The sequence below is a fragment of the Flavonifractor sp. An306 genome (assembly GCF_002159455.1).
In the GTDB taxonomy this organism is placed as follows: Bacteria; Bacillota; Clostridia; order Oscillospirales; family Oscillospiraceae; genus Flavonifractor.
Genome location: NZ_NFIQ01000007.1, coordinates 36,640 through 60,755 on the forward strand (window position 1 = coordinate 36,640; position 24,116 = coordinate 60,755).

Genomic DNA, 24,116 nt, shown 5'->3' on the forward strand with positions numbered 1-24,116 from the left:
TTCCTTCTGTTTCAGTCTTCCAGCTTGGTTTTCAGATAATTGACCAGGTCACCCACAACGGAGATACCGGAAAGATCGTCCTCGTCCATGTTCTCCAGGCCAAATTCCTCCTCCACAGCCATAGTCAGCTCCACGATATCCAGGGAGTCGGCGCCCAGATCCTCGAAGGAGGTGTCCATGGTGATGCTGTCTGCTTCCACCCCAAACTGCTCGGCCAGCAGAGCGGCGATCTTCTCAAAAATCATGTTCATCTACTCCTGTCGCGTCCGTCGTGTGACGGCTTGTTTGCACTATGATAATAGGCAAGTTTCCCCAACATGTCAATAGGAAAGTCAAATTTTTTCCACTTGACCGGCGGCCGGCAGGCGCATATGGTCGATATTCTCCACCAGATCGTCGATCATGCCGGAGGCGGCGAAGTCCCGGGCCTGGCGGATGGCGTTTTTGATGGCGTAGTCGTTGGAGGAGCCGTGGGCCTTGATCACCGGCTTGGAAATGCCGATGAGGGCGGTGCCGCCTACCTCGCCGGAGTCCATCATCTTCTTGAACTGCTTCAGCCCGCCGGACACCAGCACCGCCGCCAGCTTGGTGAACAGATTCTTCGTAAACATGGCCTTGAGCTGCTTGGCCATAAAGCCGCCGGTGCCCTCCATGGTCTTGAGGAAGATGTTGCCCGAGTAGCCGTCGGACACGATCACGTCCACCTGGCCGAACACCGCCTCCCGGGCCTCCACATTGCCCACAAAGTGGATCCGCCCGGCCTTGTCCGCGTCGGTGAGCAGGGCGTGGGCCTCCCGCTGCAGGTCGGTGCCCTTGGAGGGCTCGGCGCCGATGTTCAGCAGGCCCACCTTGGGCTCGGGCCGCTTGAGCACCCGCTCGGCGTAGTAGGAGCCCATGAAGGCGAACTGCAGCAGGTACTCCGGGGTACACTCGGCGGTGGCGCCGCAGTCGATGAGCACCGCGCCGCCCGCGCCGGTGGGCACCACCGGGGCCAGGGCCGCCCGGCGGATCCCCCGCACCCGCTTGACCATCAGGGTGGCGGCGGAGAGCAGGGCTCCGGTGCTGCCGGCGGACACGAAGGCGGCCCCGTCCCCGCCCTTGAGCAGGTTAAGGCCCACCGTCAGAGAGGAGTCCTTCTTCTCCCGGAAGGCGGTGGCGGGATTGTCGCACATCTCCACCACCTCGGAGGCGTGGACGATCTCCAGGCCGGGGGGCAGATCGTCGATGCCGTCCTCCTTCAGGACCTTGAGGATCTCCTCCCCCCGGCCCACCAGGATGACCTCCACACCCAACTCCCGGACCGCGGCCAGCGCGCCCCGCACATTGGATACCGGGGCGTTGTCTCCGCCCATGGCGTCTACGATGATCTTCATATGTTCTCCTCTACTTTCTCTGTTCGTTCTCTGGGAAAAGGGGCCGTGGCTCGTCGGTCAGGCCCAGCAGATAGTCGGCGCTGATGTTATAATGCTCACACAGAAGGGCCAGCTTGTCAAGCGTTGTGGTCCGGCGCCCCTTCTCCATGTCGCTGATCAGAGTGGCTGTTCCATTCAAAACGGCGGCGGCCTCCGTCTGAGACTCCCCCTTTTCCTGTCTGACCCGGCGCAGGCGGCTGCCAAATATTTCTCTGGAAAACATACCACTCCCCCTTGACTTTTCAGCGAAATGCTGATATTCTTAATTCAGCATTTCGCTGATAGAAGGTGATCTGATAATGGACTTTCTCGAGGAACTTTTTACATACCAGCTGAACCAGGAAAATCTGGACCTGACGCAGGTTCCGGGGTATCACGCCCGGGCTGTCAGGCTGTCCCGCTGCTATGAGCAGCTCCACCAGAGCATGGGTCTGGACTTTGTTGACCGTTTAAACGGTCTGGAGGGGGAACAGCGCTATCAGGAAAACCTGGCCTGCTTCCGGCACGGTTTCCGGCTGGCCGGACAGCTGTTCTGGGAGCTGCGGCTCTAGTCCTTCACGTCCAGGGTATCCAGAATCTCCAGAGCCCGCTTGCTCAACTCGGCGTTTTTGTTCCGCTTGCCCTTGACCCGGTAGCCCAGGGGCGGAATGATACCGAAATTCACGTTCATGGGCTGGAAATCGGTGACGCTCTCATTGCTGATGTAGAGCGCCAGCGCGCCGGTGGCGGTCTCCTGGGGGAAATCCACCGGGGTCTTGTCCCCCAGACGCCGGGCCAGCTCCACCGCCGCCAGAAAGCCGGAGGCGGTGGACTCCACATAGCCCTCCACCCCGGTGATCTGCCCGGCAAAGCAGATTCTGGGCTCCTTTTTCACCCGGTAGTACCGGTCCAGCAGCCGGGGGGAATCCAGGTAGGTGTTGCGGTGCATCACCCCGTAGCGGACGAACTCGGCGTTTTTCAGGGCGGGAATCATGGAGAACACCCGCTTCTGCTCCGGCCATTTCAGGTGGGTCTGAAAGCCCACCAGATTGTAGATGCTGCCCTCGGCGTTGTCCCGGCGCAGCTGCACCACGGCGAAGGGCTCCTTCCCCGTTTTGGGGTCCCGGAGGCCCCGGGGCTTCAGCGGCCCGTAGCACAGGGTCTGCTTGCCCCGGCGGGCCATCACCTCCACCGGCATGCAGCCCTCAAAGACGTGCTTGTCCTCAAAGCCGTGGACCTCTGCCTCCTGGGCGTGGCACATCTCCTCCCAGAAGGCGTTGTACTCCTCCTCGGTCATGGGGCAGTTCACATAGTCCGGGGTCCCCTTGTCATAGCGGGAGGCGAAAAAGGCGCTGTCCATGTCCACGCTCTCAAAGCTGACCAGCGGTGCGGCGGCGTCATAGAAGTTCAGGCTGTGGCTCTCGGGGAAAAAGTCCCGGATGGCCTGGGCCAGGGGGTCGGAGGTGAGGGGGCCGGAGGCCACGATCACGTTCCCCTCCGCCGGAAGGGCGGTCACCTCCCCCTCCTCCACGGTGATGAGGGGATGGCTCCTCACCCGCTCGGTCACGGCCTGGGCAAAGCCGTGGCGGTCCACCGCCAGGGCGCCCCCCGCCTCCACCTTGTGGGTATCGGCGCAGGCCATGATCAGGGAGTCCATCCGCCGCAGCTCCTCCTTCAGCAGGCCCACCGCGTTTTCCAGCTGATTGGACCGCAGGGAGTTGGAGCACACCAGCTCCCCAAACCAGGGGCTGTGGTGGGCGGGGGTCATCTTTTGGGGCTTCATTTCCTTCAGGACCACGGGAATCCCCCGCCGGGCCAGCTGCCACGCGGCCTCCGACCCGGCCAGACCCGCGCCGATCACGCATACAGGTTCCATATATTTCTCCTTGGGTGGAATCAGCGGATGAAGTTGGTCCGCTGGACGGGCTCCCGCTGGGGCAGGCCGTATTCCGCCTTGCCCAGGGCAATGCTCTTCACCAGGAAGGCCATGTTCCGGGCCAGGGTACGCATGGTCTGCATCCCCTCCGCGTCCTGGGCAGCCTCGCCGGGCGCTCTGCCGTGGACGCTGTTCCAGTACTGGCTGGAGGCCACCGGCATACCGCTGATGGTAAAGAATTTGTTCAGCTCGTCAAAGGTGGAGGACAGTCCGCCCCGGCGGGCGGCCACCACGCTGGCGCCCACCTTCATGGTCTTGTCAAAGGGGGTGCTGTAAAACAGGCGGGTGAGAAAGGCCACCAGGGTGGCGTTGGCCGAGGCATAGTACACCGGACTGCCCACCACCAGGCCGTCGCAGGCTTCAAACTTGGGGGCCACCTCGTTCACCAGATCGTCAAACACGCACCGGCCCAGCTCGCTGCACCGGCCGCAGGCCACGCAGCTCCGGATATCCCGGCTTCCGATGTGGAGCAGCTCGGTCTCGATGCCCTGCTGGGCAAACACTGTCTCCATCTCCCGCAGGGCCAGGGCAGTGTTGCCGTTGGCCCGGGGGCTTCCGTTCAGCAGCAGAATGTTCATGGCTTCTCCTTTCCCGCCCGCCGTTCAGGACTCCGATTCAGTCTTGGCGGCGGCTTTTTTCGTGGCGGTCTTTTTGGCCGTCGTTTTCTTTGCCGTTGTCGCTTTCTTCGTTGTTGCTGTTTTCTTCGCCGTGGTGGTTTTGGCGGCGGTCTTTTTCGTGGCGGTCTTTTTGGCCGCCGGCTTCTTCTCCTCCTCCGGCGGGGCTCCCTCCGCCGGAGTCTCGGCGGCGGTGGTCTTTTTCTTGTACCCCCTCTGGTCCTCCGGCAGGAAGTTGGGGCACTCCGGGTTGATGCAGAAGGGCTTCTTGAAGCCACGGCCCGACTTCTTAAACAGCGTGTGGCCGCAGGAGGGACAGGTCTCCTTTACCGGCACGTCCCAGGTCATGAAATCGCACTTGCGGGCCTCGTCCTTGTTGGTGTTGTTCTCGCAGCCGTAGTAGGCAAACCCCCGCTTGGAGGTCTTTTTCAGGATCTTGCCGCCGCACTTGGGGCATTTGCCCGGCATCTCCACCACAATGGGCTGGGTGTGGTCGCACTCCGGCCAGCCGGGGCAGGCCAGGAACCGGCCGAACCGACCGGACTTGTACACCAGGTTGCGGCCGCACTTGGGGCAGATCACGTCGGAAACCTCGTCGGGCACCTTGATGCGCTCCCCGTCCAGGTCGGCCTCGGCCTGCTTCAGTTCCTTCTCGAAGCCGCCGTAGAATTGGGTCAGCAGGCTCTTCCAGTCCACCTTACCGGTCTCCACCTCGTCCAACTGCTCCTCCATGTTGGCGGTGAAGGCGGTGTCCACGATGTCGGTAAATTTGTCCTTCATCAGGCCGGTGACCACCTCCCCAAGGGGGGTGGGACGGAGGGCCCGGCCCTCCTTTACCACATACTCCCGGTCCAGGATGGTGGAGATGGTGGGGGCGTAGGTGGAGGGGCGGCCGATGCCCTTCTCCTCCAGGGCCTTGATGAGGGTGGCCTCGGTGTACCGTCCGGGGGGCTGGGTGAAGTGCTGGTCAGGCTTGAGGCCCTTCAGCTCCACCGTTTCCCCCTCCTTCAGATCGGGCAGGGGGGACTGGAAGGTCTCCTCCTCCTCGTCCTTGCCCTCCACATACACAGCGGTATAGCCGGAGAACTTCAGGGAGGAGTGGGTGGCCCGGAAGGTGTAGCCGGCGGAGGTCACCTCGATGGAGACGCTGTCGTATATGGCGGAGGCCATCTGGCAGGCCAGGAACCGGCTCCAGATCAGCTTGTAGAGCTTGTACTGCTCCGCCGTCAGATCCTTCTTCACGTCCTCCGGGGTCAGGTTCACGTTGGAGGGACGGATGGCCTCGTGGGCGTCCTGGGCCCCCGACTTGGTCTTGTACACCCGGGGCTTGCCGGGGTAGTAGTTGGCCCCGTACCGGGACAGGATGAAGTCCCGGGCTGCGGCGGTGGCCTCGTCGGACAGGCGCAGGGAGTCGGTACGCATATAGGTGATCAGACCCACGGTGCCCTCTCCGGCGATGTCCACGCCCTCGTACAGCTGCTGGGCGATGGACATGGTGCGGCGGGGGGTCATGTTCAGCTTGCGGCTGGCCTCCTGCTGGAGGGTGGAGGTGATGAAGGGAGGCGCCGGGTTGCGCAGCTTGTCCTGCCGCTTCACCCCGGTGACAGCAAAGGGGGCCTGCCCCACCGCCGCCATGACGGCGTCCACCTCGTCCTTGCTGTGGAGCTCCATCTTTTTCTCCCTGCCGTGGAAGGCGGCCTTGAACTGCCCCAGATTGGGGGCGATGCGGGCCAGGTCGGCCTCAATGGACCAGTACTCCTGGGGGACGAAGGCCTTGATCTCCTCCTCCCGCTCGCACACCAGCCGGGTGGCCACCGACTGCACCCGCCCGGCGGACAGGCCCCGGCGGATCTTCTTCCACAGCAGCGGGGAGATCTGATAGCCCACGATCCGGTCCAGTACCCGGCGGGCCTGCTGGGCGTTCACCAGGTCCATGTCGATAGCCCGGGGGTTGGCGATGGAGTCGTTGACCACCTTCTTGGTGATCTCGTTGAAGGTCACCCGGTAGGTCTTGTCGTCCGGGATGCCCAGCATCTCCTTCAGATGCCAGGAAATGGCCTCGCCCTCCCGGTCCGGGTCGGTGGCCAGAAAGACTTTCTCGCTCTTCTTGGCCGCCTTTTTCAGGTCGCTGATGACCTCCTCCTTGCCCTTGATGGGCTGGTAGTCCACATGAAAGCCGTGCTCCACATCCACGCCCAGCTTGCTTTTAGGCAGATCCCGGACGTGGCCCATGGAGGCCTTTACCTCATAGCCGGGGCCCAGATATTTTCCAATGGTCTTGGCCTTCGCCGGTGACTCGACGATTACCAGATTCGATTTTGCCACAGCATGATACTCCTTTATCGGTCTTGGTCAAAACGGACGGCGGCGGCAAACCGCCGGCCCGGTAATTCTTTCAGATAGCCCTGGGTCTGCAGCATGGTCAGGGCGGTATTCACCCGCCGGGCGGGGATATCGGTGCGCCCCACGATCTCGTCGGCGGTGAGCTGGCACTCCTCCAGCAGCAGGAAGATCTCCCGCTGCTCCTCCCCCAGGCGCTCAAATTCTGCCCGGCTCATCCGGGGCGCCTGTTCCTCCTCCGGCTGGGGCGTCCGGGACGGCTCCGCCGCCTTCGCCGGAACGGGCTGGGGCGCCAGTCGGGCGTCGGCCTCCTCTGTGGTAAGGGGCGGCGGAAAGGTCAGCTTATGGGGATATTGTCCCGTGTACTCCGACAGGATATCCCAGGCCGAGCGGACCAGCTTGGCCTCGCCCCGGGAGATCAGCAGATTGGTGCCCCCGCTCATGGGGGCGTCCGCCGGACCGGGCACGGCAAACACGTCCCGCCCCTGATCCAGGGCGTCGTGGGCGGTGATCAGGGAGCCGCTGCGCTGCTCCGCCGCCTCCACCACCAGCACGCCCAGGGACAGGCCGCTGATAAGCCGGTTGCGGATGGGAAACCGCCAGCCGTCCGGCCGGGTACCCGGCGGGTTTTCGGAGATCACCGCGCCGGAGGTCTGGATATCCTGGTACAACCAGCGGTTGCAGGCAGGATAAATCACATCCACGCCCCCGGCCAGCACCGAGATCACCCGGCCGCCGCCCTGGAGGGCGCCCTTCAGAGAGGCGGCGTCAATGCCCTCCGCCATGCCGGACACCACCACAGCTCCGCTGCGGGCCAGCTCCATGGAGATCCGGCCCGCCATGCTCTCCCCGTAGGGGGTGCATTGCCGGCTGCCCACCATACCGACGGCCACCTCGCCGTCCACCCGGGGCAGTCTGCCCTTCACGTAGAGCACCAGGGGATAGTCGTCCAGCTGGAGCAGCCGCTCGGGGTAAGCTCCGTCCTGGCAGGTAAGCAAGGCAATCCCCTGCCGGTCGCACTGTTCCAGGATCCGCTCCACGCTATCCAATCGTTTGTCCAGCAGGGAGCGGCGCAGGCGGGACGGCAGCTGGAGCAGGTCATATTCCGCCCCGTCGGCGCGATAGGCCGCCTCCGCGCTCCCAAAGTGCCGGAGCAGACCCGCCGCCATATCCGCCCGGATGCTCTCCCGGGTGCTCAGCCAGATGAGATAGGATAACGGGGCCATGGTCCCTCTCCTTCCTTTCTCCTACCGCCAGCCCTCCCACAGTACGATGGCGGCCGCCACCGCCGCGTTGAGGGACTCGCAGCGTTCGCTCATGGGAATACGCACGGTCTGGTCGCAGGCCGCCAGAGCGTCCTGGCTCAGCCCCCGGCCCTCGCTGCCGACGAGGAGGGCGGCCCGGCTCAGGTCGGCCTGGCGGGCGTCCACCGTATCCGCCCGCAGGGCGGTGCCGATCAGGGGCAGTCCCGCCCGGTCCAGCAGGGTCCGCAGCTCCTCCATGGTACAGCTCCACACCGGGCGGCGGAAGGCCGCCCCCATGGAGGCCCGGAGGGTCTTGGGGCTGTACAGGTCGGCGCAGCCCGCCAGCAGAAACAGCCCGTCGGCGTCAAAGGCGTCAGCGGTGCGGAGGATGGTGCCCACATTTCCCGGGTCCTGCACCCCTTCCAGGGCCAGGTATCGCCTGCCGGTCAGCTCGTCCGGCAGGGAGCTGCCGGGCCGCCGGGCGGAAAAGAGCACCCCCTGAGGGGTCTCCATGGGGCTGATATAGGCCATCAGCCCCTCCGGCACCTCCACCACCCGCACATCCGGGGGCAGCTGGGGCAATACAGTTCCCGGAGTACACACCACCGCCATCAGCTCCGCTCCCCACCGGAGGGCCTCCCCCAGCAGCTTGCCGCTGTCGCCCAGGTACTCTCCCGTTTTATTCCGGTAGCTGTGGGAGGCGCCCAGCTTCCGCAGATGGACCATCAGGGGATTGGCCCGGCTGGTGATCTGCTCCATACCGGCCCCCTTACAGGTCCTGGAGCCGGTTGACGTCCTCGGTGCGGCCCACCGCCACCACCGTGTCTCCCGCCTCCATTTTGGTGTCGGGGCCAGGGGTCACATTGAAGGCCTCCACGCCCTTTTTCCGCACAGCGATAATATTCACCTTATACTTCGCCCGCACATCCAGCTCCAGAAGGGTCTTACCCTGCCACTCTCTGGGGATCGCGGTCTCCACGATACCGAAATCGTCGCTGAGCTCAATGAAATTGAGCACGTTGGAGCTGGACAGGCCCTGAGCCAGCTTGACGCCCATCTCGTGCTCGGGGAATACCACCCGGTCGGCGCCGATCTTCTCCAGTACCTTCCGGTGGACATGGCTCTGGGCCTTGCAGATCACCCGCCGCACACCCAGCTCCTTCAGGTTCAGGGTCACCAGGGCAGAGGTGCCGATATCCACGCCCACCGCCACGATGGCGCAGTCGTAGTTGCGCACCCCCAGGGCCCGGAGCACCGCCGGGTCCCGTGCGTCTCCGGTCACCGCATGGGTGACCTTGTCCGCCACCTTCTCCACATTTTCCTCAGAATCGTCCAGGGCCAGCACCTCATGGCCCAGGGAGCTGAGCTCGGTGGCCACAGCGGTACCGAACCGGCCCAGGCCGATCACGACGAAGGTTTTCAATCCATACACGTCCTTCCGGAGCGATCGCTCAACCGATCATCACATTCATTTCAGGATATCTGATTTTGTCCATGGTCCTCCCCCGAGTCATCAGGGCAATGGAGAAGGAGAGCACACCCACCCGGCCCAGATACATCAGCAGGATGATCAGGGTCTGGGAAAAGGGCGTGAGATTGGGGGTCAGGCCGGTGGTCAGGCCCACCGTGCCCATGGCGGAGGCCACCTCAAAGGCGCAGTCCAGATAGGGCAGGCCCTCCACGGTGGAGATCACCATGGAGCCCACCAGAAACAGAAAGAGCATCACCAGGGCCAGGGTCATAGCGTTGAGCACCCGGCGGTAGGGGATGGTGCGGCCCCGGAAGGTCACCTGCTCCCGCCCGGCCAGGCCGGAGCGGAGGGCCAGCAGCAGCACCGCCACAGTGGCGGTCTTCAGGCCGCCGGCGGTGGAGCCGGAGGAGCCGCCGATGAGCATGAGAATGGAGGAAAAGGCCTTGCTGGAGTCGCTGAGCCCGCCCTGACCAATGGCGTCAAAACCGGCGGTACGCAGCGTCACCGACTGAAACAGGGCGTTGCAGAGCTTCTGCCAAAAGGGCATATTCCCCAGGGTGGCGGGGTTGGCGTACTCCTCCACCAGAAAGAAGGCCGCGCCGCCCACAATCAGCAGGGCGGTCATCAGCAGCACCATCTTGCTGTACACCGACAGGCGGTGGATGCTCCGTTTCCGCAGGATGTCCTCCCACACGAAAAAGCCCAGGCCGCCCACCATGATCAGGGCGGCGATGGTGAGCAGCACCACCGGATGGTCGTTGTAGCCCACCAGACTGGAAAAGGCGCCGAACCGCCCGCCCAGCAGGTCAAACCCGGCGTTGCAGAAGGCGGAGACGGCATGGAAAATACCCCGCCAGATTCCCCCCGCTATGCCAAATTCCGGAATCATGCAGACGGAGAGAATCACCGCCCCGATCCCCTCCAGCAGGAAGGTGCCCATCAGGGCGTGACGCACCACCCGCACCACCCCGTCCAGGTCGTTCAGGTTCAGGGTGGACACCATAATGAGCCGCTCCGACAGGCCAATGCGCCGGTGGAGGGCGAAGGAGACCAGGGTAATCACTGTCATGAAGCCCAGGCCGCCCAATTGAATCATCGCCAGGATCACCACCTGCCCAAACAGGGACCACTGGGTCCAGGTGTCCACCAGAATCAGTCCGGTGACGCAGGTAGCCGAGGTGGCGGTGAACAGGCCGGTGAAAAAGCCGGCGCTCTCCCCGCTCCGGGAGGCGATGGGCAGCGTAAGCAGCAGCGCCCCTACCAGGATGATAACAGCAAAGGATACCGCCACCACCCGGGTGGCATTCAGGCTCCGGTTGCGGATAAACATATCCCGCATCCAGAGCGCAATTTTCTTGATCACAACGGGACCTCCCGGCGCGGGTCATTTCCGCCCCGCGCACCTGTGTTTTAGGCAGAAAAGCATACCGAAGGAAATGGTTTCCTTCGGTATGCCAGTTCTGATCAGTCCAGCGGCTTCATTGTGGGGAACACCCTTCTACCCTCTTCATCCGGTTTCATCACGCCTCGTACGGTCGAAAAAGTGCCGTTTTCACGAGGTTTTTCTAACTTTTTGGATTCCATAGTGTGTCCTCCTGTGCCGTCTGGTTCGGGGCAAAAGTTGTAAAAAAGTTGTAGGCCGATTTTCCGTCCTTTTTTTGAGCATTTTTACAAAAAGTCCCAAACAAAATTTTTTGTAAAATATTTCCAAAAAATCGACTGATACATTGTAGAGCAATGGAGAACATCCCAAATGCTGTGTGCCTTAGAACAACGAAAGCCATTCAGAGCAATCAGCTGAACCCAATCGACAAAGCCCCCAGCCGATTCTTTTTACAATACAATAATAACATAAGCCCCCAAGATGTTCAAGTCAACGATTTTTTCGTTGGCCCTTCCAATTTCATACCTTATATATAAAAAGGAGAAAGCCATGCCAACCTATCAATTACAAATTAAACAGGTGGTGGACTACCCACGCTGCCGGATCTACCGGCAGTTCGTCCGCTTTCTGATGGAGGACCGGAGCATTCGCGTAAGCGGAGGCTCCGGCCTTTTTTATTTTACGGTACTTTGCAGCTACGCAAACTTCCGCACCTCATACCGCCGCATCGACGGCATCAGCTATACCGTCTACCCTGGCGAGTGGGTCTGCACCCTCAAGGAGCTGTCCCAATGGTTCCGCACCCGATTCCAGTGCCAGGCGCTGGCCGTACTGGAACGGCTGCAGAAGCAGAACCTTATTTCCTTTCAGACACTGGGCCGCGGGAATGTAGTCCGCTATAAGATCTGCGACTGGGCGCGGCATAATACGGTCCTGGAGTACAATGCCCCCTGCCAGAAGGACACCGGCTTTTTCTTCCTGCCGGTTTCCGTTGCCACCGACCTCATCAGTTCAGACCGCTGCTCCGAGATGGACATTGTGCTGGACCTGTGGGTATCCGCCATCTACAACGACAATCAGGTGCAGGGGTCAGACCTGGGGCCGGTGGTCTATTTCCGCAACGGCACCGGAAATCCCCTTGTCACCTACACCGAGCTGGCTGCCCGCTGGGGGCTGTCCCGGGCGACAGTCGGCCGTGTCCTGAAAAAGCTGGCCGCGCTGGACTATCTCTCCCTCATGTCCTTCCCGGGCCGGCATGGCAGCGTGATTTATCTGCAAAAATATCTGTCCACCATGTTTGAGATCTCGGATGTGATGGTGGATAAAGAGGAGGTCGCTATGACGCTTAACATTCGCCTGGAACTCCCGAAGGAGGATAGTGCAGACCACGGCGCCTCTACTTTGGAGCATGAGGTCATCGTTTCAGATGAACTCGCCAGCGTTTCAAAATCGCACATTGAAATTATCCTTCAGAAAATGGCGCAAATCCTGATGGCACAAGGGATTTCGTGCTTTGGCTGCCCGCTCTCTCGCTACAAGTTATATCCCTTATCGGGCGACTGCCGGGAAGATTTACTCCCCCGCGCGCGAGAGCAGTCCCTGATGCGTTTTGGCCTTGCTGTTCTGTGTGGGAACAAGCAGGTCGCCACTTTTGAACTTACACTCTCTCCCTCGGTGGAGAATTGAACAAGGAGGTCTTACCATGAAGAAATTTGTTGAAAAAGATGTCGCAGAGAACCCTCTGTACCATGATACCTGGAAACTGCTGAAAAAATACCGCGATGTGGTTTGGAGCTTGGAGATTTCCGTCCAGCATGTGCGGGCCAAGTTCGAGATCGAATACGGCACTTCCATCGAGGAATTTCTGGATTCCGTCTACCTGGCCGGCGCAGACCTGAACGGGAGCGACATTGAGCACCATGCCAAGTGCATTGAGCGCAGCCACAAGATGCTGAAGCTCCTGGATTCGGCAGTCGAATTGCTCCGCACCCGCCATAAGAACGGCGAGGCGTATTACTGGCTGCTGTACTACTCCTTCCTCTCCCCTCAGCAGTTGAAGAATGTGGAGGAAATCATCGAGAACCTGCGCCCACATATCCGAGACATCTCCTTCCGCACCTACTACCGTAAGCGGCGGGAGGCCATTGAAGCCCTCAGTTCTGTGCTATGGGGCTATACCTCCAAGGACAGTCTGGATGTGCTGGAGCAGTTCTTCCCAGAGCCAAAATCCTCCGAGAAACAGGCGGGCAAGTAATTGGCACAATTCGGGACTGAAATTGGCGCGTTCCTGCCCTTGAGCCGTAAATCCCTATGTGTTAGACTGAATATGCTCAAACTTGCACCCAAAACTGAATACAGGCAGTGAACAGCACCTTTCCCGAGGTGCTTTTTTGCTGCCTAAATGGTCTTTGGCCGGAGAAGGAGTCCACATCTGCACGACGGATGCGGGCTCCTTCTTTGCTTCTTTGAGCGACGAACATCACATTTGGATTGGAGGTCCGCAAATTGAAAAAACTGAAAATTCCTCAACAGCAGCGGCGGGAAGATGACAGCAGCCCGCCTCGTCGAGTTTCCATCGGCCGGATCGCCTACACGGCGTTCCTCTGTGTGATGATGGCGATGATGTTCTGCCAGCCGGCCTTTGCCGCAACCGATGTTTGGACGAAGGCCAAGGAGATCATGCAGGATGTCTACACGCAGATCCTCGCCATCTCCACCATTGCGGCCATCGTGACCGCCTCGGTGGCGCTTCTGCTTATGAACTTTTCGCGCTCCGGCCGAACAGTCGATGAGAGCCGGGCGTGGCTGAAGCGTATCTGCATCACCTGGGCCGTCCTCAATGGTCTTGGATTCATTATGGCTTATGTGACGCCTCTGTTCTCTGGTGGTCAGTGGACAGGCTGATCGCCGCCGCAATATACCCACTGGAAGGAGGCGTAAGCTATGGGTATCCTGGATGGCATCGTTGAATGGATCGCGGAGCAGGTAATGGCCGGCCTTGACCTGGTGACCACTTCGGTTTTGGGCGCTCTGGGCTGTGACATGGCTGTTTTTCTGCGGTACTTTCCCGCTGCCGAAACGATGTATAGCGTCTTTGTGGCGCTGGCTGTCGGCATTATCCTGCTGAATTGGGTCTGGCAGCTGTTCAAAAACTTCGGCCTGGGCGCAGGGATTGAGGCGGAAGATCCGGTCAAGTTGAGCATCCGGTCGGTCATTTTCATCCTGCTGGCGCTCTTTTCCGATGAAATCGTCAACATCGTCCTGACCATCGGCGGCACGCCGTACCGCTGGATCATGGATTCGGAGCTGCCGCCCCTCAGCTTTGCCGATTTTAACTCGGTCATGCTGGTGATTATCGGCGTTTGCGCCAATGGCGCTGTGGCGCTGATCACCTTGATCCTCGTCATCATCCTGGCCTGGAACTACCTGAAATTGCTGCTGGAGGCGGCGGAACGGTATGTTCTGCTGGGCGTGCTGGTCTATACGGCGCCGGTCGCTTTTTCGATGGGCGCAAGCCAGACCACATCGAACATTTGGAAATCCTGGTGCCGGATGCTGGGCGGGCAGATTTTTCTGCTGATTATGAACGCCTGGTGCCTGCGCCTGTTCACGAGCATGGTTGGCTCTTTTATTGCCAATCCGCTCTCTTTGTAAGGAGGGGCGCTTTGAAAAGATTCAAGAAAATTTTGTTCCTCGCGCTGATGGTTGCAGCCCTATCCTGCCTGTTCTGCCAGCCGGCCTTTGCCATCTCTGAGGAAGAAGTGCAAGCCCAGGTGGACGCTGTGGGCAAGGAGGCGGTTTCCGGCAATGTCCTGATCTGGTTCATGTGTGCGATAGGCTTTTTGAAGGTATCGCAGAAAATTGACTCGTTCATGGCAAGCCTGGGTGTCAATGTAGGACACACCGGCGGCAGTATGCTGGCCGAGGCCATGATTGCGGCCAAGGGCATCGGCGGCTTTAAGAACTTTTCCAGCCATCACTTTGGCGGCGGACGCAGCAGCAACTCTACCCATGTCAATGCCAATGGCGGAGGTGGGAAAAGCGGCGCCGCCGGATTCGGCGCAGGCTTTGCCAGCGGCGGTCTGGCCGGCGTGATTAAGCGGAATGTCACGAACAATGCCGTCAAAACGGCCACAACGCCCTCGGATGCCAAGCCTTCCGGCCTCGGCGGTCTTGTGGGCGGTGCTGCAGGCGGTGTTGGCGGCCACATTTATTCTTCCTCGGTGAGCAAGGGCGGCAATTTTGCAAATAATGTCATCGGTTCCGTGGCTACTGGGAACATCACCCAAATGGGCACGATCACCGGTGAGAAGGCGGTTGAAGCCCTGCACTCCTATATGGGCCACACGGCACTTGGGCCTGGGGCAGAGAATATCCCCACCTACCAGAATGTCGAAATCGGCGGCGGCCGTATCACCGGCACGGAGGTCACACCGGAGCACCCGGAGGGCATTGCCTTCGGTATGTACCATGCAGACCAGTATGTTGCGCCGGAGGGCCAGTACACGACAGTTCACGCCGTAGACGGCACTGCCTGGTATAAGCAGTATGCGGTAGACGCGGTGGACAAGACGCCCTACATGGCCCCGGACGGCTCGATTGCCTACAACGAGTCCATTGTAAAGAAGCTGCCGCCCACCCCCAAACGAAAGGATAAGATTTGATGGCTGAAGAACGCAAGGACAGCTTTGCTGAAACGGTAGACACTGCGGCCTCCGCAGCGCATACGGTTAAGGGCGCCATCAAGGCCGGCAAGGCGATTTCCGGCGCGGCCAAAGGCGCTGCCGCCGGTGGTCCCTATGGTGCTGTGGCCGGGGCAGTCTGGGCCGGGCGCAAGCATATTGGCAAGATCATCGCCGTCATCATCATTCTGCTTTTGCTGCCGGTCCTGTTTATTTTGATGCTGCCCGGGCTGATTTTCGGCGGTTTGATCAATGCTTTTTCGCCGGCAGACACGGAGCAGCCTGTCCTCAACAGCGAAACTGCAATCGTAGAGAACGCCAACGACATCACTTTTACCATTAACTCTATCTTGGGTGAGGCGCTGGACGATGTGATGGCCCGCATTGAAGCGGACTTTGCTGCTTCCGGCGCTGACCAGATGGAGGTTAAAAATCCCTATTCCTCCGGCCCTGTCTACAACGCCAACCTCATCATCTCGCAGTATTGCGCTGCCCGGGATGAGGATTTTGAGAGCATTTCGCTGGATGATCTGGCCGCTGTCCTGCGGGAGAACAAAGAGCATCTCTACTCTTATACCAGCGTGCGGGAGAGCCGTGAGGTCACATCGGAAGACCCGGAGACCGGGGAGGAAACCACAACTACCGAGATCTGGATGGTCTACACCATCCGCTACAACGGCGAGTCCTATCTTGCCGACCATGTTTTCGCGCTTACGGACGAGCAGAAAGAGCTTGCCTCCGATTATGCCTCAAACCTGAGCATGTTCCTTGGGGACGGCCTGCTGCAGAACCTGACGGAATGGACTGGAAACAGCATCCCCTCTCTGGGCGATGTTACCTTTACAGACGGCGTGACGCCGGTGGTCTATTTCAATCAGCTGGACGAGCGTTATGCCAGCCAGCCCTACGGCACCGACAATATCGGCGGCTACGGGTGCGGGCCTACCGCAATGTCCATTGTGGTATCCTCCCTCACGGATGAAACTGTGGACCCGGTGGCGATGGCTCAGTGGTCTTACGAAAACGGCTACTGGTGCAAGAGCAGCGGCTCTTATCACGCTTTGATACCCGCCGCCGCTGAGGCATGGGGCCTGCCGGTATCCGGCTGCACGACTTCCGAGCCCCAGCGGATATTGGACGCCCTGGCTGAAGGAAAGCTGGTGGTGGCGATTATGGCAGAGGGCCATTTTACTTCATCCGGGCATTTTATCGTTCTCCGTGGCGTGAAAGACGGTCAGATCATGGTGGCGGACCCGGCCAGCTACAAGCGCAGCGAACAGCTCTGGGATCTATCCATCATCCTAAACGAAGCAAGCCGCCGTGCTGGAGCAGGCGGTCCTTTCTGGATCATAGGCTGACCTGCCCCTCGGCTGCGGAAACGAGGTAATACATGAGCAACAAAAACGACCATGATACTTATATCATACCGCCGAATTTTATAGAAACAGGCACTTTTTTCGGCGGTATGTTCCGTACGCGGAATGTGATCGAGGCCGGCATCCTGGTGTTTGCCATCGGGGCGCCGGTTTTTCTGTTCCTTCCGTTTGGGCTGACCACCCGCATCATCATTTTGTGCCTGACCGCTCTTCCGGTAGGGCTGGTCGCTTTGATCGGCATATCCGGTGAGAGCCTTTCGCAGTTCCTGGTCATCTTTTTGAAGTACCTGCGGAACCGCCGCGTTGTCGGCGGTGACGGTGAGCAGCCGGAGGATAAGGCGGCGCCCTCCAAATCGGCCGGCAAGCATCTCAAGCAGCGGCCTCCCAAGGAGAAAAAGCCAAAGGCCCCGAAGCGTCGGCGGTCTGGTGAGGCAGATTTTCCGGCCGAGTTTGATGAAGTGCGCAGCTATGAGATCCGTGAAAAGCTGCGGCCCAAGAAAAATGCCAAAAAGGAGCGTCCTGCCAAGGCCAATAAGGCGAAAAAGAAAGCAAAGAAGCGCCCTGAAAAGGAGCGCCTGCCTAAACGCCCTGCCCATGCCAAGGAGCAGAAGCCCGCCTGCCTCAATCCGGTGGCGGATTATCTGCCCATCGAGAAGGTAGAGAACGGCATTATCCTCAGTGTGCGGCGCAACAGTCTGGAAGACCTGGGCATCCGAGCCGACATCAAGAGCACTTCGGAAAACACTGACCGGGACAACCTGCAGAAGTGCCGCATCCAGGGCAAGTACGCCGGAAAGGTCACCGATGTTCATAAAGGCGTGGTCTATGTCCGGCTCGCCAATGGCGTCAATGCGGTAGCCCACTCCTGCTACGACTACCGGATGCCCGGAAAGAAGGATGATGTGTCCTTTGCCGTCACCCGCCTGGATATGGAGCGGGGCGTGGCCGTGGGCATCATCACGCGGATCATCCGGCAGAACCTGTAAAAGCAAAAGTGCCTGGAGAGTAGTAACGAACTGCTCTCCAGGTTTCTTTTTTGTCATTATCAGATCTACCGCTGTATATCTTTATCACATAGGCTTCCTTCCAAATTCCCATTTCAAAGAATTTATTTTGCGTTTGCGTTGATTTTTCACAAAATACGGGCTATAATATATAAAAGAAAAGGTTTAGGAGGTCGCTTATGCTGATTCAATTTAGTGTGGAGAATTTTCTATCCATCAAAGATAAGGTTGTATTATCCCTGCTGGCCAGCAAGGATAATGAGCATCCAGAGCATCTTATCATGGATGGAAATAAAAGCTATTTGAAGTCTGCTGTCATTTACGGAGCCAATGCTTCGGGGAAGTCTAATGTCCTAAACGCGTTCTGGTTCATGGTAAACTATGTGCTGACCTCACATAACCAGCAGCTTCATAAGACCATTGACCGTTCGCCTTTCAAGTTTGATCCGGAAACGCCAACGCGCCCCAGCAGCTTTGAGGTCATCTTTACCACTGAAGGTATCCGATATGCGTATGGTTTTTCTGTGGCAGATAAGGCTGTTACAGAAGAATACCTATATTACTATCCCAACGGCAGACAGGCGCTTATTTTTGAGAGAAAAAATACCAAAGATTTTCGTTTTACGGTGGATATAGATGAACAAAACACGCTCAAGGAGCGCACTTCTGCGAACAAACTCTACTTGTCAGTTGCATCAAACTGGAGTTACTCTAAAGTGATTCCGGTTTTGGAGTGGTTCGCTTCTTGTCAGATTATCACGAAGAATTCCGTGGCGGACGCTTATGGGCTTGAGGCAGAGCAGCTGAAAGATGATGATTACCGGCGCGTGATCGCATCTATGCTGCGTGTTGCAGATTTGGGAATACAGGCTTTGCAAATGCGCGATGCAGAGCCTGCTCCTTCGCAGCACGGTGACAGCTTTGCAAATATTGAGGCCATTCACACGGTACAGGATACCAATGGAAATGCATTATCCTATGCGTTAAATATGGCAGAGGAATCTGACGGCACCAACAGTTATTTCAAACTGATCGGCGTTGTGAAAAAGGCTTTAGACCAGGGAACGCTTCTTGTGGCTGATGAGATGGACGCACATCTGCATCCTCTATTGACCAGGCATCTGGTATCCCTGTTTGACAGCACAGAATTCAATCCAAAGGGTGCTCAGTTGATCTTCACATCTCACAGCACCAATCTTCTTGATTTGGATTTGTTGAGAAGAGATCAAATTTGGTTCACAGAAAAAGACGAGCAGACAGCAGCCACCGATCTGTTCTCCCTTTACGATTTTTCTGTTCGCAAAGACACTAAAGTAGAAAAGGGTTATTTGATCGGCCGTTTTGGTGCGATTCCCTTTATCAAGGGAGGGCTGTAAAATGGCACGCGGACAAATTGAAAAGCGTGGGCAGCGGCGCAGAAAACTAAAACCTGTCATTCTGATTGTGACGGAGGGTTCTCAAACTGAACCGAAATATTTTGAACATTATCGCAGCCGCCAGACCAATATTGACATTCGTGTAGTCGGCAGCCGCACCAAAGGAGGTGAAACCGATTACCTTGGCCTGATTCGGAAAGCCGTGGAATATCAAAGTAAAAATCAGATTTCTGCATCAAATGGGGATGCGGTGTGGGTCGTTGCTGACGGTGATGTAAACTATAATAATCCTGATCCTATCGCCGCCAAAGACAACTTACTCTCCAGAGCAAGGAAACTGGCAGATGCAAAGGGAATTCACATTGCGATCTCGAATCCTTGCTTTGAGTTTTGGTATCTGCTGCATTTCCAGTACACAACAAAATTTTTCAAAGATTACCCTGCAGTGAAGACAGCCTTGACCGCCTACCTCCCGGATTATGAAAAAGCCGGCGATATGTATGCGCAGTTATCTGAACATACAACTGATGCGATCCAGAACGCCAAGCGTGTAGAACAATACCATATTCAAAATGACTGCAATAAACCGTTTGGGATTGCCGTTAATCCATTCACCGACATCTATCAACTGATAGAATCACTACTGTATCCACCGCAGTATCCGCCGCCCCGGCAGCGTCATCTTCGGGCTGCATAGGCTCGGCGGCAGGTTCGGATTCCTCCGTGTGCTGGACCGGCAGCTCCGTTACATTGCCGCGGACAGGCAATTCATGCGACTGTTCGCTCTCAGCCACCGGCTGCTCTGTCTTTGGCGAAGGCCCAACCGGGAGCGTATCGAATGTCCTCTCAGGCTCTACCGGCAGGTGCTGCTCCACCGTTTCCGAAGCAGTGCTTTCCTCCGGCGGGGCAGTTGTCACGGTTGCCGCCTTTGCGCCCTTAAACGCCCTCTGCGGCGTTTTGACGGGGCTGGCAAGGGATTTCACCTCAGCAGGCGTATCGCCCTTCTGCGGGGCGCTGTGGGGCTCCTGCGGCGGTGCCGTGCGTGCCGCCGGCCCGGCAGGCGGTTCTGCGGCCTTCTTGACCGGCGTTTCAATGCTTTTCTCCATCAGGTCGGCCTGGGCGCCGGCGCTGATCAGCTGGATGCCAAAACCGGCGTCCGTAAGGGCCTGGCTCAGCGCCTCATTCTGGGCGGCTTTTACGAAGTCGCGGCTGTCCTGGGTGGTCTGCTGGGCCGTGCTCATACTGAACGGCTCCGCGTCACTGCGGTCCAGGAATACCTTGGCCTCAAAAATCGCCATCTGCTCCGTGATCCGCAGCGCTGTCAGACGCATACGGCCGTTGGGATGGGCCATGCGGAACCAGAGTTTCTGGTAAGGCAGGTCCAGCTTCAGGGTGTCCTTGGTGCGGCGGAGGAACTTGAGCGGGTCAAAGCCCGGCACCTTGTTCAGTTCAGCGGCCGCAGGCACAGTTTCGTACATCGTTTTCGCATTGCTGTCGTTCATGTCATAAACTCCTTCCTGTGTAATAAATAGGAGACGCGGAGCAATTTTCTGCACCTTGCGTCTCTTTTTAACCAGCGTGTTTCAATTCTTCTTCCAGAGCTGCCGGGACCGGGATTCCGGCCCGCTTGGCATAGGCCTTATAGTACATACCGATGCGCGTGCCCAGAAGCGTATTCCGCTTGACGATTTCATTCCGGTGGATCGCCATAAACAGCACCTGCTTTTGGCCGATCAGCACCACGCGCTTTTTGGCTCGGGTGATGCCGGTATAGAGCAGGTTGCGATAGAGCATGACGGTATGCGCTTTCAAAAGCGGCATGATGACCGTTTCATACTCAGAGCCCATTGCCTTGTGGATGGTGGTGGCGTAGGCAAGGTCCAGATTGACCATATCCTCTACGCTGTATTCCAGTTCTCGGCCCACACCGAAGTCCAGGCCGACGCGCTTGCCATCTTCATCGTCTTTGATATAGCGGATAAATCCCAGGTCGCCGTTGGACACCTTGGCGGTATTCTTGGTCTGCATGATCCGATCGTTTACCCGGAACACTTTGACGCCGATTTTGATTTCTTCCTCGGCAGAGCGGAACGGGTTGACCACCTCGCGGATGGCCTCGTTAAGTTGTTCCGCCGACGCGGCGCCTTCCGAACGGAAGGGGGACAGAATCTGTACCCGGTCAATGCCGCTTTCCGCGATTTCCCGGCAGTAACGGGCGATGATCCGCTCCGCGGCCTCTGCCTGGTTATCACTTGCCATAAATATAAAGTCTGGCCCAAAGTACAGCTTGGTGTTGCCCTCGTTAATGAACTTGGCGTTATAAGCGATCAGGCTGTCCTTGGACTGGCGGAAGATCTGGTCCAGCACCGTGACGGGAATCATGCCGCAGTCGATCAGTTCGCGGAACACATTCCCGGCACCCACACTGGGGAGTTGATCGGGGTCGCCCACGAGAACAACACGGGCCCCATCCTTGATGCGGGAGAAAAACTTGTCTGCCAGCCACATATCCACCATAGAAAACTCGTCCACGATGATCAGGTCCGCCGACAACGGCTCCTGCTGTCTGCTGCGGTTGGCGTCATCTTCTTCACTGCCGAGGCCCAGGCCGCTGTGGAGCGTCCGCGCCTTGTCAAAGCCAGTGCTTTCCGCCATACGCCGACTGGCACGGCCGGTCGGTGCCATCAGAACGATTTCGCCTTTCGGATGCAGGCGGCGGTAGACTTCCAAAATGGTCTTGAGCACCGTTGTCTTGCCGGTGCCGGGAGAACCTGTGATAATGGACAGGCTGTGGCGGTAAGCCGCGTAGACCGCTGCCTCCTGTTTGGAAGACAGCGCCAGCCCCATTTCACGCTTGACCTGCTCCAGCACCTGATCAATACGCTCCGGGGCAGACGGTTTTACAAGCCGCATGGCAATGCGCCGGGCCGTTTCATCTTCCTGTGCGAATGTGCGGGGCAGGTAAATGTTATCTTTGACGGATACCACCTCGCCGTGAAGGATCATGTCCTGAAGCACATCCGTAACTTCCTGTTCGTGAAGCCGGAGAGACGGGAGAGGAATCTTTGCATTGAGCAGCCGAAGAGCCTCCTTCCGCAAAGTTTCACCAGGCAGGAACAAATGGCCCTTGCCGCCCTTGCTGTCCTCCAGCGCCCAGAACAGTGCGCCCTTGACCCGCATGGGGTCGTGCAGGTCGCCGCCGTTTTTCTGGACGATGGCATCTACCCGGAGAAATCCAAAACCGGATACCTGGCACAGCTCAAAGGGACTCTTTTTCAAGATGTCCACACTGGCGGGTCCGAAGTGCTGGTAGATTTTCAGGGCCGTTTTTGGTGTGATCTTGAATGGGGAGAGCAGCGTCATCAGGTCTTGCAGCATCCGGCTCTCCGCATACGAGGTTTTGATGTCCTCCAGCTTGCTTTCCGTAATGCCCTTGACCTCCAGCAGCCGCTCGGGGTGATTTTGCAGAATATCCAGCGTTTCCACGCCAAACCGGGAAACGATCTGCGCGGCAGTTGCCGGCCCGATGCCTTTGATGAGGCCGGAGGCCAGATAGCCCTCCACACCGTCCCTGGTCTTGGGAACGATCTCACGCCACTGTTCCACCTGAAGCTGCACACCATATTTGCCCTTTGTCCATTCGCCGTCCAGTTCCAGCTCTACCGCATCCGTGCGGGGCAGTTCATAGCCCGTCGCAACAAAGCGGATCAGGTGGTCCTTGTACCGGCGGGTGGAACGAGCCTCCTGGGGCACCTCCTTATCAGCGGTTTTTACGCTGATGATGCAGAACCTGTTTACGGGGTTGTGGTAGATCGTCCCGTCATAAGTTCCTCTATGGATCACTTCTTTTTCCCTCCTTTTATGCCGCCTCGCCGTCACACTTGACTACGAACCGGCGTGACACTGAGACAGTCACATATTGTTCGTAAATGTCCGGGTGGTCCAGCTTCAACCGTTTCAGATTATCCTTGTCGATACCAGGGGTTCGTATCGGATTGTAAGTGACGGTATAGTTCACCCCATCCTGCTGGCAAATGGCTTTGCAGCTTTTCCCCATTTTGGCAATGATGGCAGCCTTCAGTCGCTTCATATCTTCCTCGATTTCCTTTTTGCCGGCTTCTGCGCCTTTTTTCTGCTCCTGAAGCTGGAGAAAACGCATCAGCTTGGCCGTCAGAGATAAATCGAGTGACACAGCGGGGGCCTCCTTGTCAGCGGGGCCAGTGTACCGGCGCACGCTCTCGATCACGAGGTCTCCATCCTCGGTGTAAGGCGGCGGCGTTCTGGTAAGCACATGATTTTCCCAGAAATTCTGCTCCAGGAAAATCATCTCATCCTCATAGGCCAGATCCCTCTGCATATCACGGATAATACTTTCCTGCTCGTTGTTGCCATACAGGCAGCAGAAGAAACAGCGGTCCACATCCATGACGGCCATGTAATGCCGCCCCTGGGACTCATAGTAGGCCGGAATGGTTTCCTCACCATCCAGCCACCAGTTGTCTTTGGCGTTGTAGTTTGTGGTCTTGATCTCCAGAATAGCGGTGGTGCCGTCCGGCAGTTCTACAAAGTAGTCCACATCCGCCAGCATCCAGGGATACTTCGGGTGCTGGAACATCTTTTTGATCTGATAGACCTTGTAGCCGGTCCGGTGCTGGAAGATCTTCGCCACCAGCGGTTCCAACAGGTGTCCCATCTCCAGGGCCACCCAGTTGTCCTCATGGTCCTCGACCACGGCAATGTTCAGCTTGTCATAAAACAGATCCCGGGCCGTCCGCCACGGTGAAATGCCCAGCAGAGCTGCAACATCGCTGCCTCCAATACCTTTCCGGCGGTAGGCAAGCCATTCTTCTTCGGACAAGCCTGCCGTATCCACCAGCACCATGGGCTGATGCCGCTCTTTGACAGCCACACTGCCTGCCGGCATACTCAACACCCCCTCCGCGTCCTGCGGGGAATGACGGGCGCCCGAATCACCGGGCAATGCTTCTGTGCGGACTGGTTCAGTTTCTGATACTGCCGCCAGCTCTCCATCGGTTTCCTCTTACTCGTCAGAGACTCCTGACTCCGCTTTTTTACATTCATGTTCATACCTGCCTTTCTGTAATTTTGGTATATCCTCAAAGCCGTTTCCGGCATTTGGGCAGAAAAAAAGCGAGGGTGACAATGGGCGTAACGCCTGATGTCCATAGCTGCCTATGAACCAAAGTCATCCTCGCTGACGGGAGCAAAAGTCCCGGAAAATAAAAAAAAGCCAGTAATATACCGGCCCAGAGGGGCGCAGTAATACTACTGGCACAA

The 24,116-nt window shown here is 58.3% G+C and carries 23 protein-coding genes; 10 read left to right on the forward strand and 13 right to left on the reverse strand.

Translation table 11 applies throughout. The annotated features are described in order from the left end of the window. Positions 1-11: 11 nt before the first annotated feature. From acpP to B5F88_RS02805, 3 genes are all read right to left on the reverse strand, one after another. Positions 12-245 carry an acyl carrier protein gene (acpP, locus tag B5F88_RS02795; protein ID WP_087341464.1) on the reverse strand — a complete coding sequence of 78 codons (234 nt, stop codon included), beginning with the start codon at positions 243-245 and terminating at the stop codon, positions 12-14. A gap of 87 nt (positions 246-332) precedes the next feature. After that, on the reverse strand, positions 333-1,373 hold the full coding sequence (gene plsX, locus B5F88_RS02800; RefSeq protein ID WP_087341465.1) for a phosphate acyltransferase PlsX: 1,041 nt from the start codon (positions 1,371-1,373) through the stop codon (positions 333-335). Positions 1,374-1,383: 10 nt separating this feature from the next. Then, positions 1,384-1,635 carry a helix-turn-helix transcriptional regulator gene (locus B5F88_RS02805; protein ID WP_087341466.1) on the reverse strand — a complete coding sequence of 84 codons (252 nt, stop codon included), beginning with the start codon at positions 1,633-1,635 and terminating at the stop codon, positions 1,384-1,386. A 76-nt stretch (positions 1,636-1,711) separates the two neighbouring features. Between B5F88_RS02805 and B5F88_RS02810 the strand changes: the two genes are divergently transcribed. Further along, entirely contained in the window at positions 1,712-1,963 is a 252-nt protein-coding gene (locus B5F88_RS02810; RefSeq protein ID WP_242959608.1) for a DUF6809 family protein, read from the forward strand. Here B5F88_RS02810 and trmFO read toward each other — a convergent pair. The 7 genes from trmFO to B5F88_RS02845 are packed head-to-tail and all read right to left on the reverse strand — an operon-like array spanning position 1,960 to position 10,359. After that, on the reverse strand, positions 1,960-3,267 hold the full coding sequence (trmFO, locus tag B5F88_RS02815; RefSeq protein WP_087341468.1) for a methylenetetrahydrofolate--tRNA-(uracil(54)-C(5))-methyltransferase (FADH(2)-oxidizing) TrmFO: 1,308 nt from the start codon (positions 3,265-3,267) through the stop codon (positions 1,960-1,962). The genes B5F88_RS02810 and trmFO overlap by 4 nt on opposite strands. 20 nt (positions 3,268-3,287) lie before the next feature. After that, positions 3,288-3,905 (reverse strand): flavodoxin family protein, encoded by a 618-nt coding sequence (locus tag B5F88_RS02820; RefSeq protein ID WP_087341469.1) that lies wholly within the window; start codon positions 3,903-3,905, stop codon positions 3,288-3,290. A gap of 24 nt (positions 3,906-3,929) precedes the next feature. Next, a complete protein-coding gene (gene topA, locus B5F88_RS02825) occupies positions 3,930-6,266 on the reverse strand; it encodes a type I DNA topoisomerase (protein ID WP_087341470.1) in 2,337 nt (778 codons plus the stop codon). Positions 6,267-6,280: 14 nt separating this feature from the next. Continuing rightward, on the reverse strand, positions 6,281-7,507 hold the full coding sequence (gene dprA, locus B5F88_RS02830) for a DNA-processing protein DprA (RefSeq protein ID WP_087341471.1): 1,227 nt from the start codon (positions 7,505-7,507) through the stop codon (positions 6,281-6,283). 21 nt (positions 7,508-7,528) lie between these two features. Further along, a complete protein-coding gene (locus B5F88_RS02835; RefSeq protein WP_087341472.1) occupies positions 7,529-8,284 on the reverse strand; it encodes an RNA methyltransferase in 756 nt (251 codons plus the stop codon). A 10-nt stretch (positions 8,285-8,294) separates the two neighbouring features. Further along, entirely contained in the window at positions 8,295-8,948 is a 654-nt protein-coding gene (locus B5F88_RS02840; protein WP_087341473.1) for a TrkA family potassium uptake protein, read from the reverse strand. A 28-nt stretch (positions 8,949-8,976) separates the two neighbouring features. After that, on the reverse strand, positions 8,977-10,359 hold the full coding sequence (locus B5F88_RS02845; RefSeq protein ID WP_087341474.1) for a potassium transporter TrkG: 1,383 nt from the start codon (positions 10,357-10,359) through the stop codon (positions 8,977-8,979). Positions 10,360-10,929: 570 nt separating this feature from the next. On the opposite strand from B5F88_RS02845, the gene B5F88_RS02850 reads away from it, so the two are divergent. The 9 genes from B5F88_RS02850 (at position 10,930) to B5F88_RS02890 (ending at position 19,515) form a co-directional block, all read left to right on the forward strand. Next, the gene (locus tag B5F88_RS02850) at positions 10,930-12,066 is read left to right on the forward strand and encodes a helix-turn-helix domain-containing protein (protein WP_087341475.1); all 1,137 of its coding nucleotides are present in this window, start codon (positions 10,930-10,932) and stop codon (positions 12,064-12,066) included. 16 nt (positions 12,067-12,082) lie between these two features. Further along, positions 12,083-12,634, forward strand: a complete 552-nt coding sequence (locus tag B5F88_RS02855) for a hypothetical protein (protein WP_006573826.1) — start codon at positions 12,083-12,085, stop codon at positions 12,632-12,634. Positions 12,635-12,885: 251 nt separating this feature from the next. Next, a complete protein-coding gene (locus tag B5F88_RS02860) occupies positions 12,886-13,284 on the forward strand; it encodes a fimbrial protein (RefSeq protein ID WP_204246187.1) in 399 nt (132 codons plus the stop codon). Positions 13,285-13,323: 39 nt separating this feature from the next. Then, positions 13,324-14,034, forward strand: coding sequence for a hypothetical protein (locus B5F88_RS02865; protein WP_006573828.1), 711 nt, complete (start codon positions 13,324-13,326; stop codon positions 14,032-14,034). An 11-nt stretch (positions 14,035-14,045) separates the two neighbouring features. After that, on the forward strand, positions 14,046-15,044 hold the full coding sequence (locus B5F88_RS02870) for a hypothetical protein (RefSeq protein WP_006573829.1): 999 nt from the start codon (positions 14,046-14,048) through the stop codon (positions 15,042-15,044). Next, entirely contained in the window at positions 15,044-16,420 is a 1,377-nt protein-coding gene (locus tag B5F88_RS02875) for a C39 family peptidase (protein WP_087341476.1), read from the forward strand. Before B5F88_RS02870 ends, B5F88_RS02875 begins: the two co-directional genes overlap by 1 nt. Positions 16,421-16,452: 32 nt before the next feature. Next, entirely contained in the window at positions 16,453-17,424 is a 972-nt protein-coding gene (locus B5F88_RS02880) for a PrgI family protein (protein WP_087341477.1), read from the forward strand. A gap of 197 nt (positions 17,425-17,621) precedes the next feature. Further along, positions 17,622-18,818: an ATP-binding protein gene (locus tag B5F88_RS02885; RefSeq protein ID WP_087341478.1), complete on the forward strand. Its 1,197-nt coding sequence runs from the start codon at positions 17,622-17,624 to the stop codon at positions 18,816-18,818. Position 18,819: 1 nt separating this feature from the next. After that, complete coding sequence (locus B5F88_RS02890) at positions 18,820-19,515, forward strand: RloB family protein (RefSeq protein ID WP_087341479.1); 696 nt, start codon at positions 18,820-18,822, stop codon at positions 19,513-19,515. On the opposite strand, the gene B5F88_RS02895 is transcribed toward B5F88_RS02890, so the two are convergent. The 3 genes from B5F88_RS02895 to B5F88_RS02905 form a co-directional block, all read right to left on the reverse strand. Further along, a complete protein-coding gene (locus tag B5F88_RS02895) occupies positions 19,430-20,320 on the reverse strand; it encodes a hypothetical protein (RefSeq protein WP_242959609.1) in 891 nt (296 codons plus the stop codon). The two genes, B5F88_RS02890 and B5F88_RS02895, sit on opposite strands and share 86 nt — an antisense overlap. A gap of 67 nt (positions 20,321-20,387) precedes the next feature. Continuing rightward, positions 20,388-22,661: an ATP-dependent RecD-like DNA helicase gene (locus B5F88_RS02900; RefSeq protein ID WP_087341480.1), complete on the reverse strand. Its 2,274-nt coding sequence runs from the start codon at positions 22,659-22,661 to the stop codon at positions 20,388-20,390. 16 nt (positions 22,662-22,677) lie between these two features. Continuing rightward, complete coding sequence (locus B5F88_RS02905) at positions 22,678-23,742, reverse strand: lambda-exonuclease family protein (protein WP_071430849.1); 1,065 nt, start codon at positions 23,740-23,742, stop codon at positions 22,678-22,680. Positions 23,743-24,116: the final 374 nt, after the last annotated feature.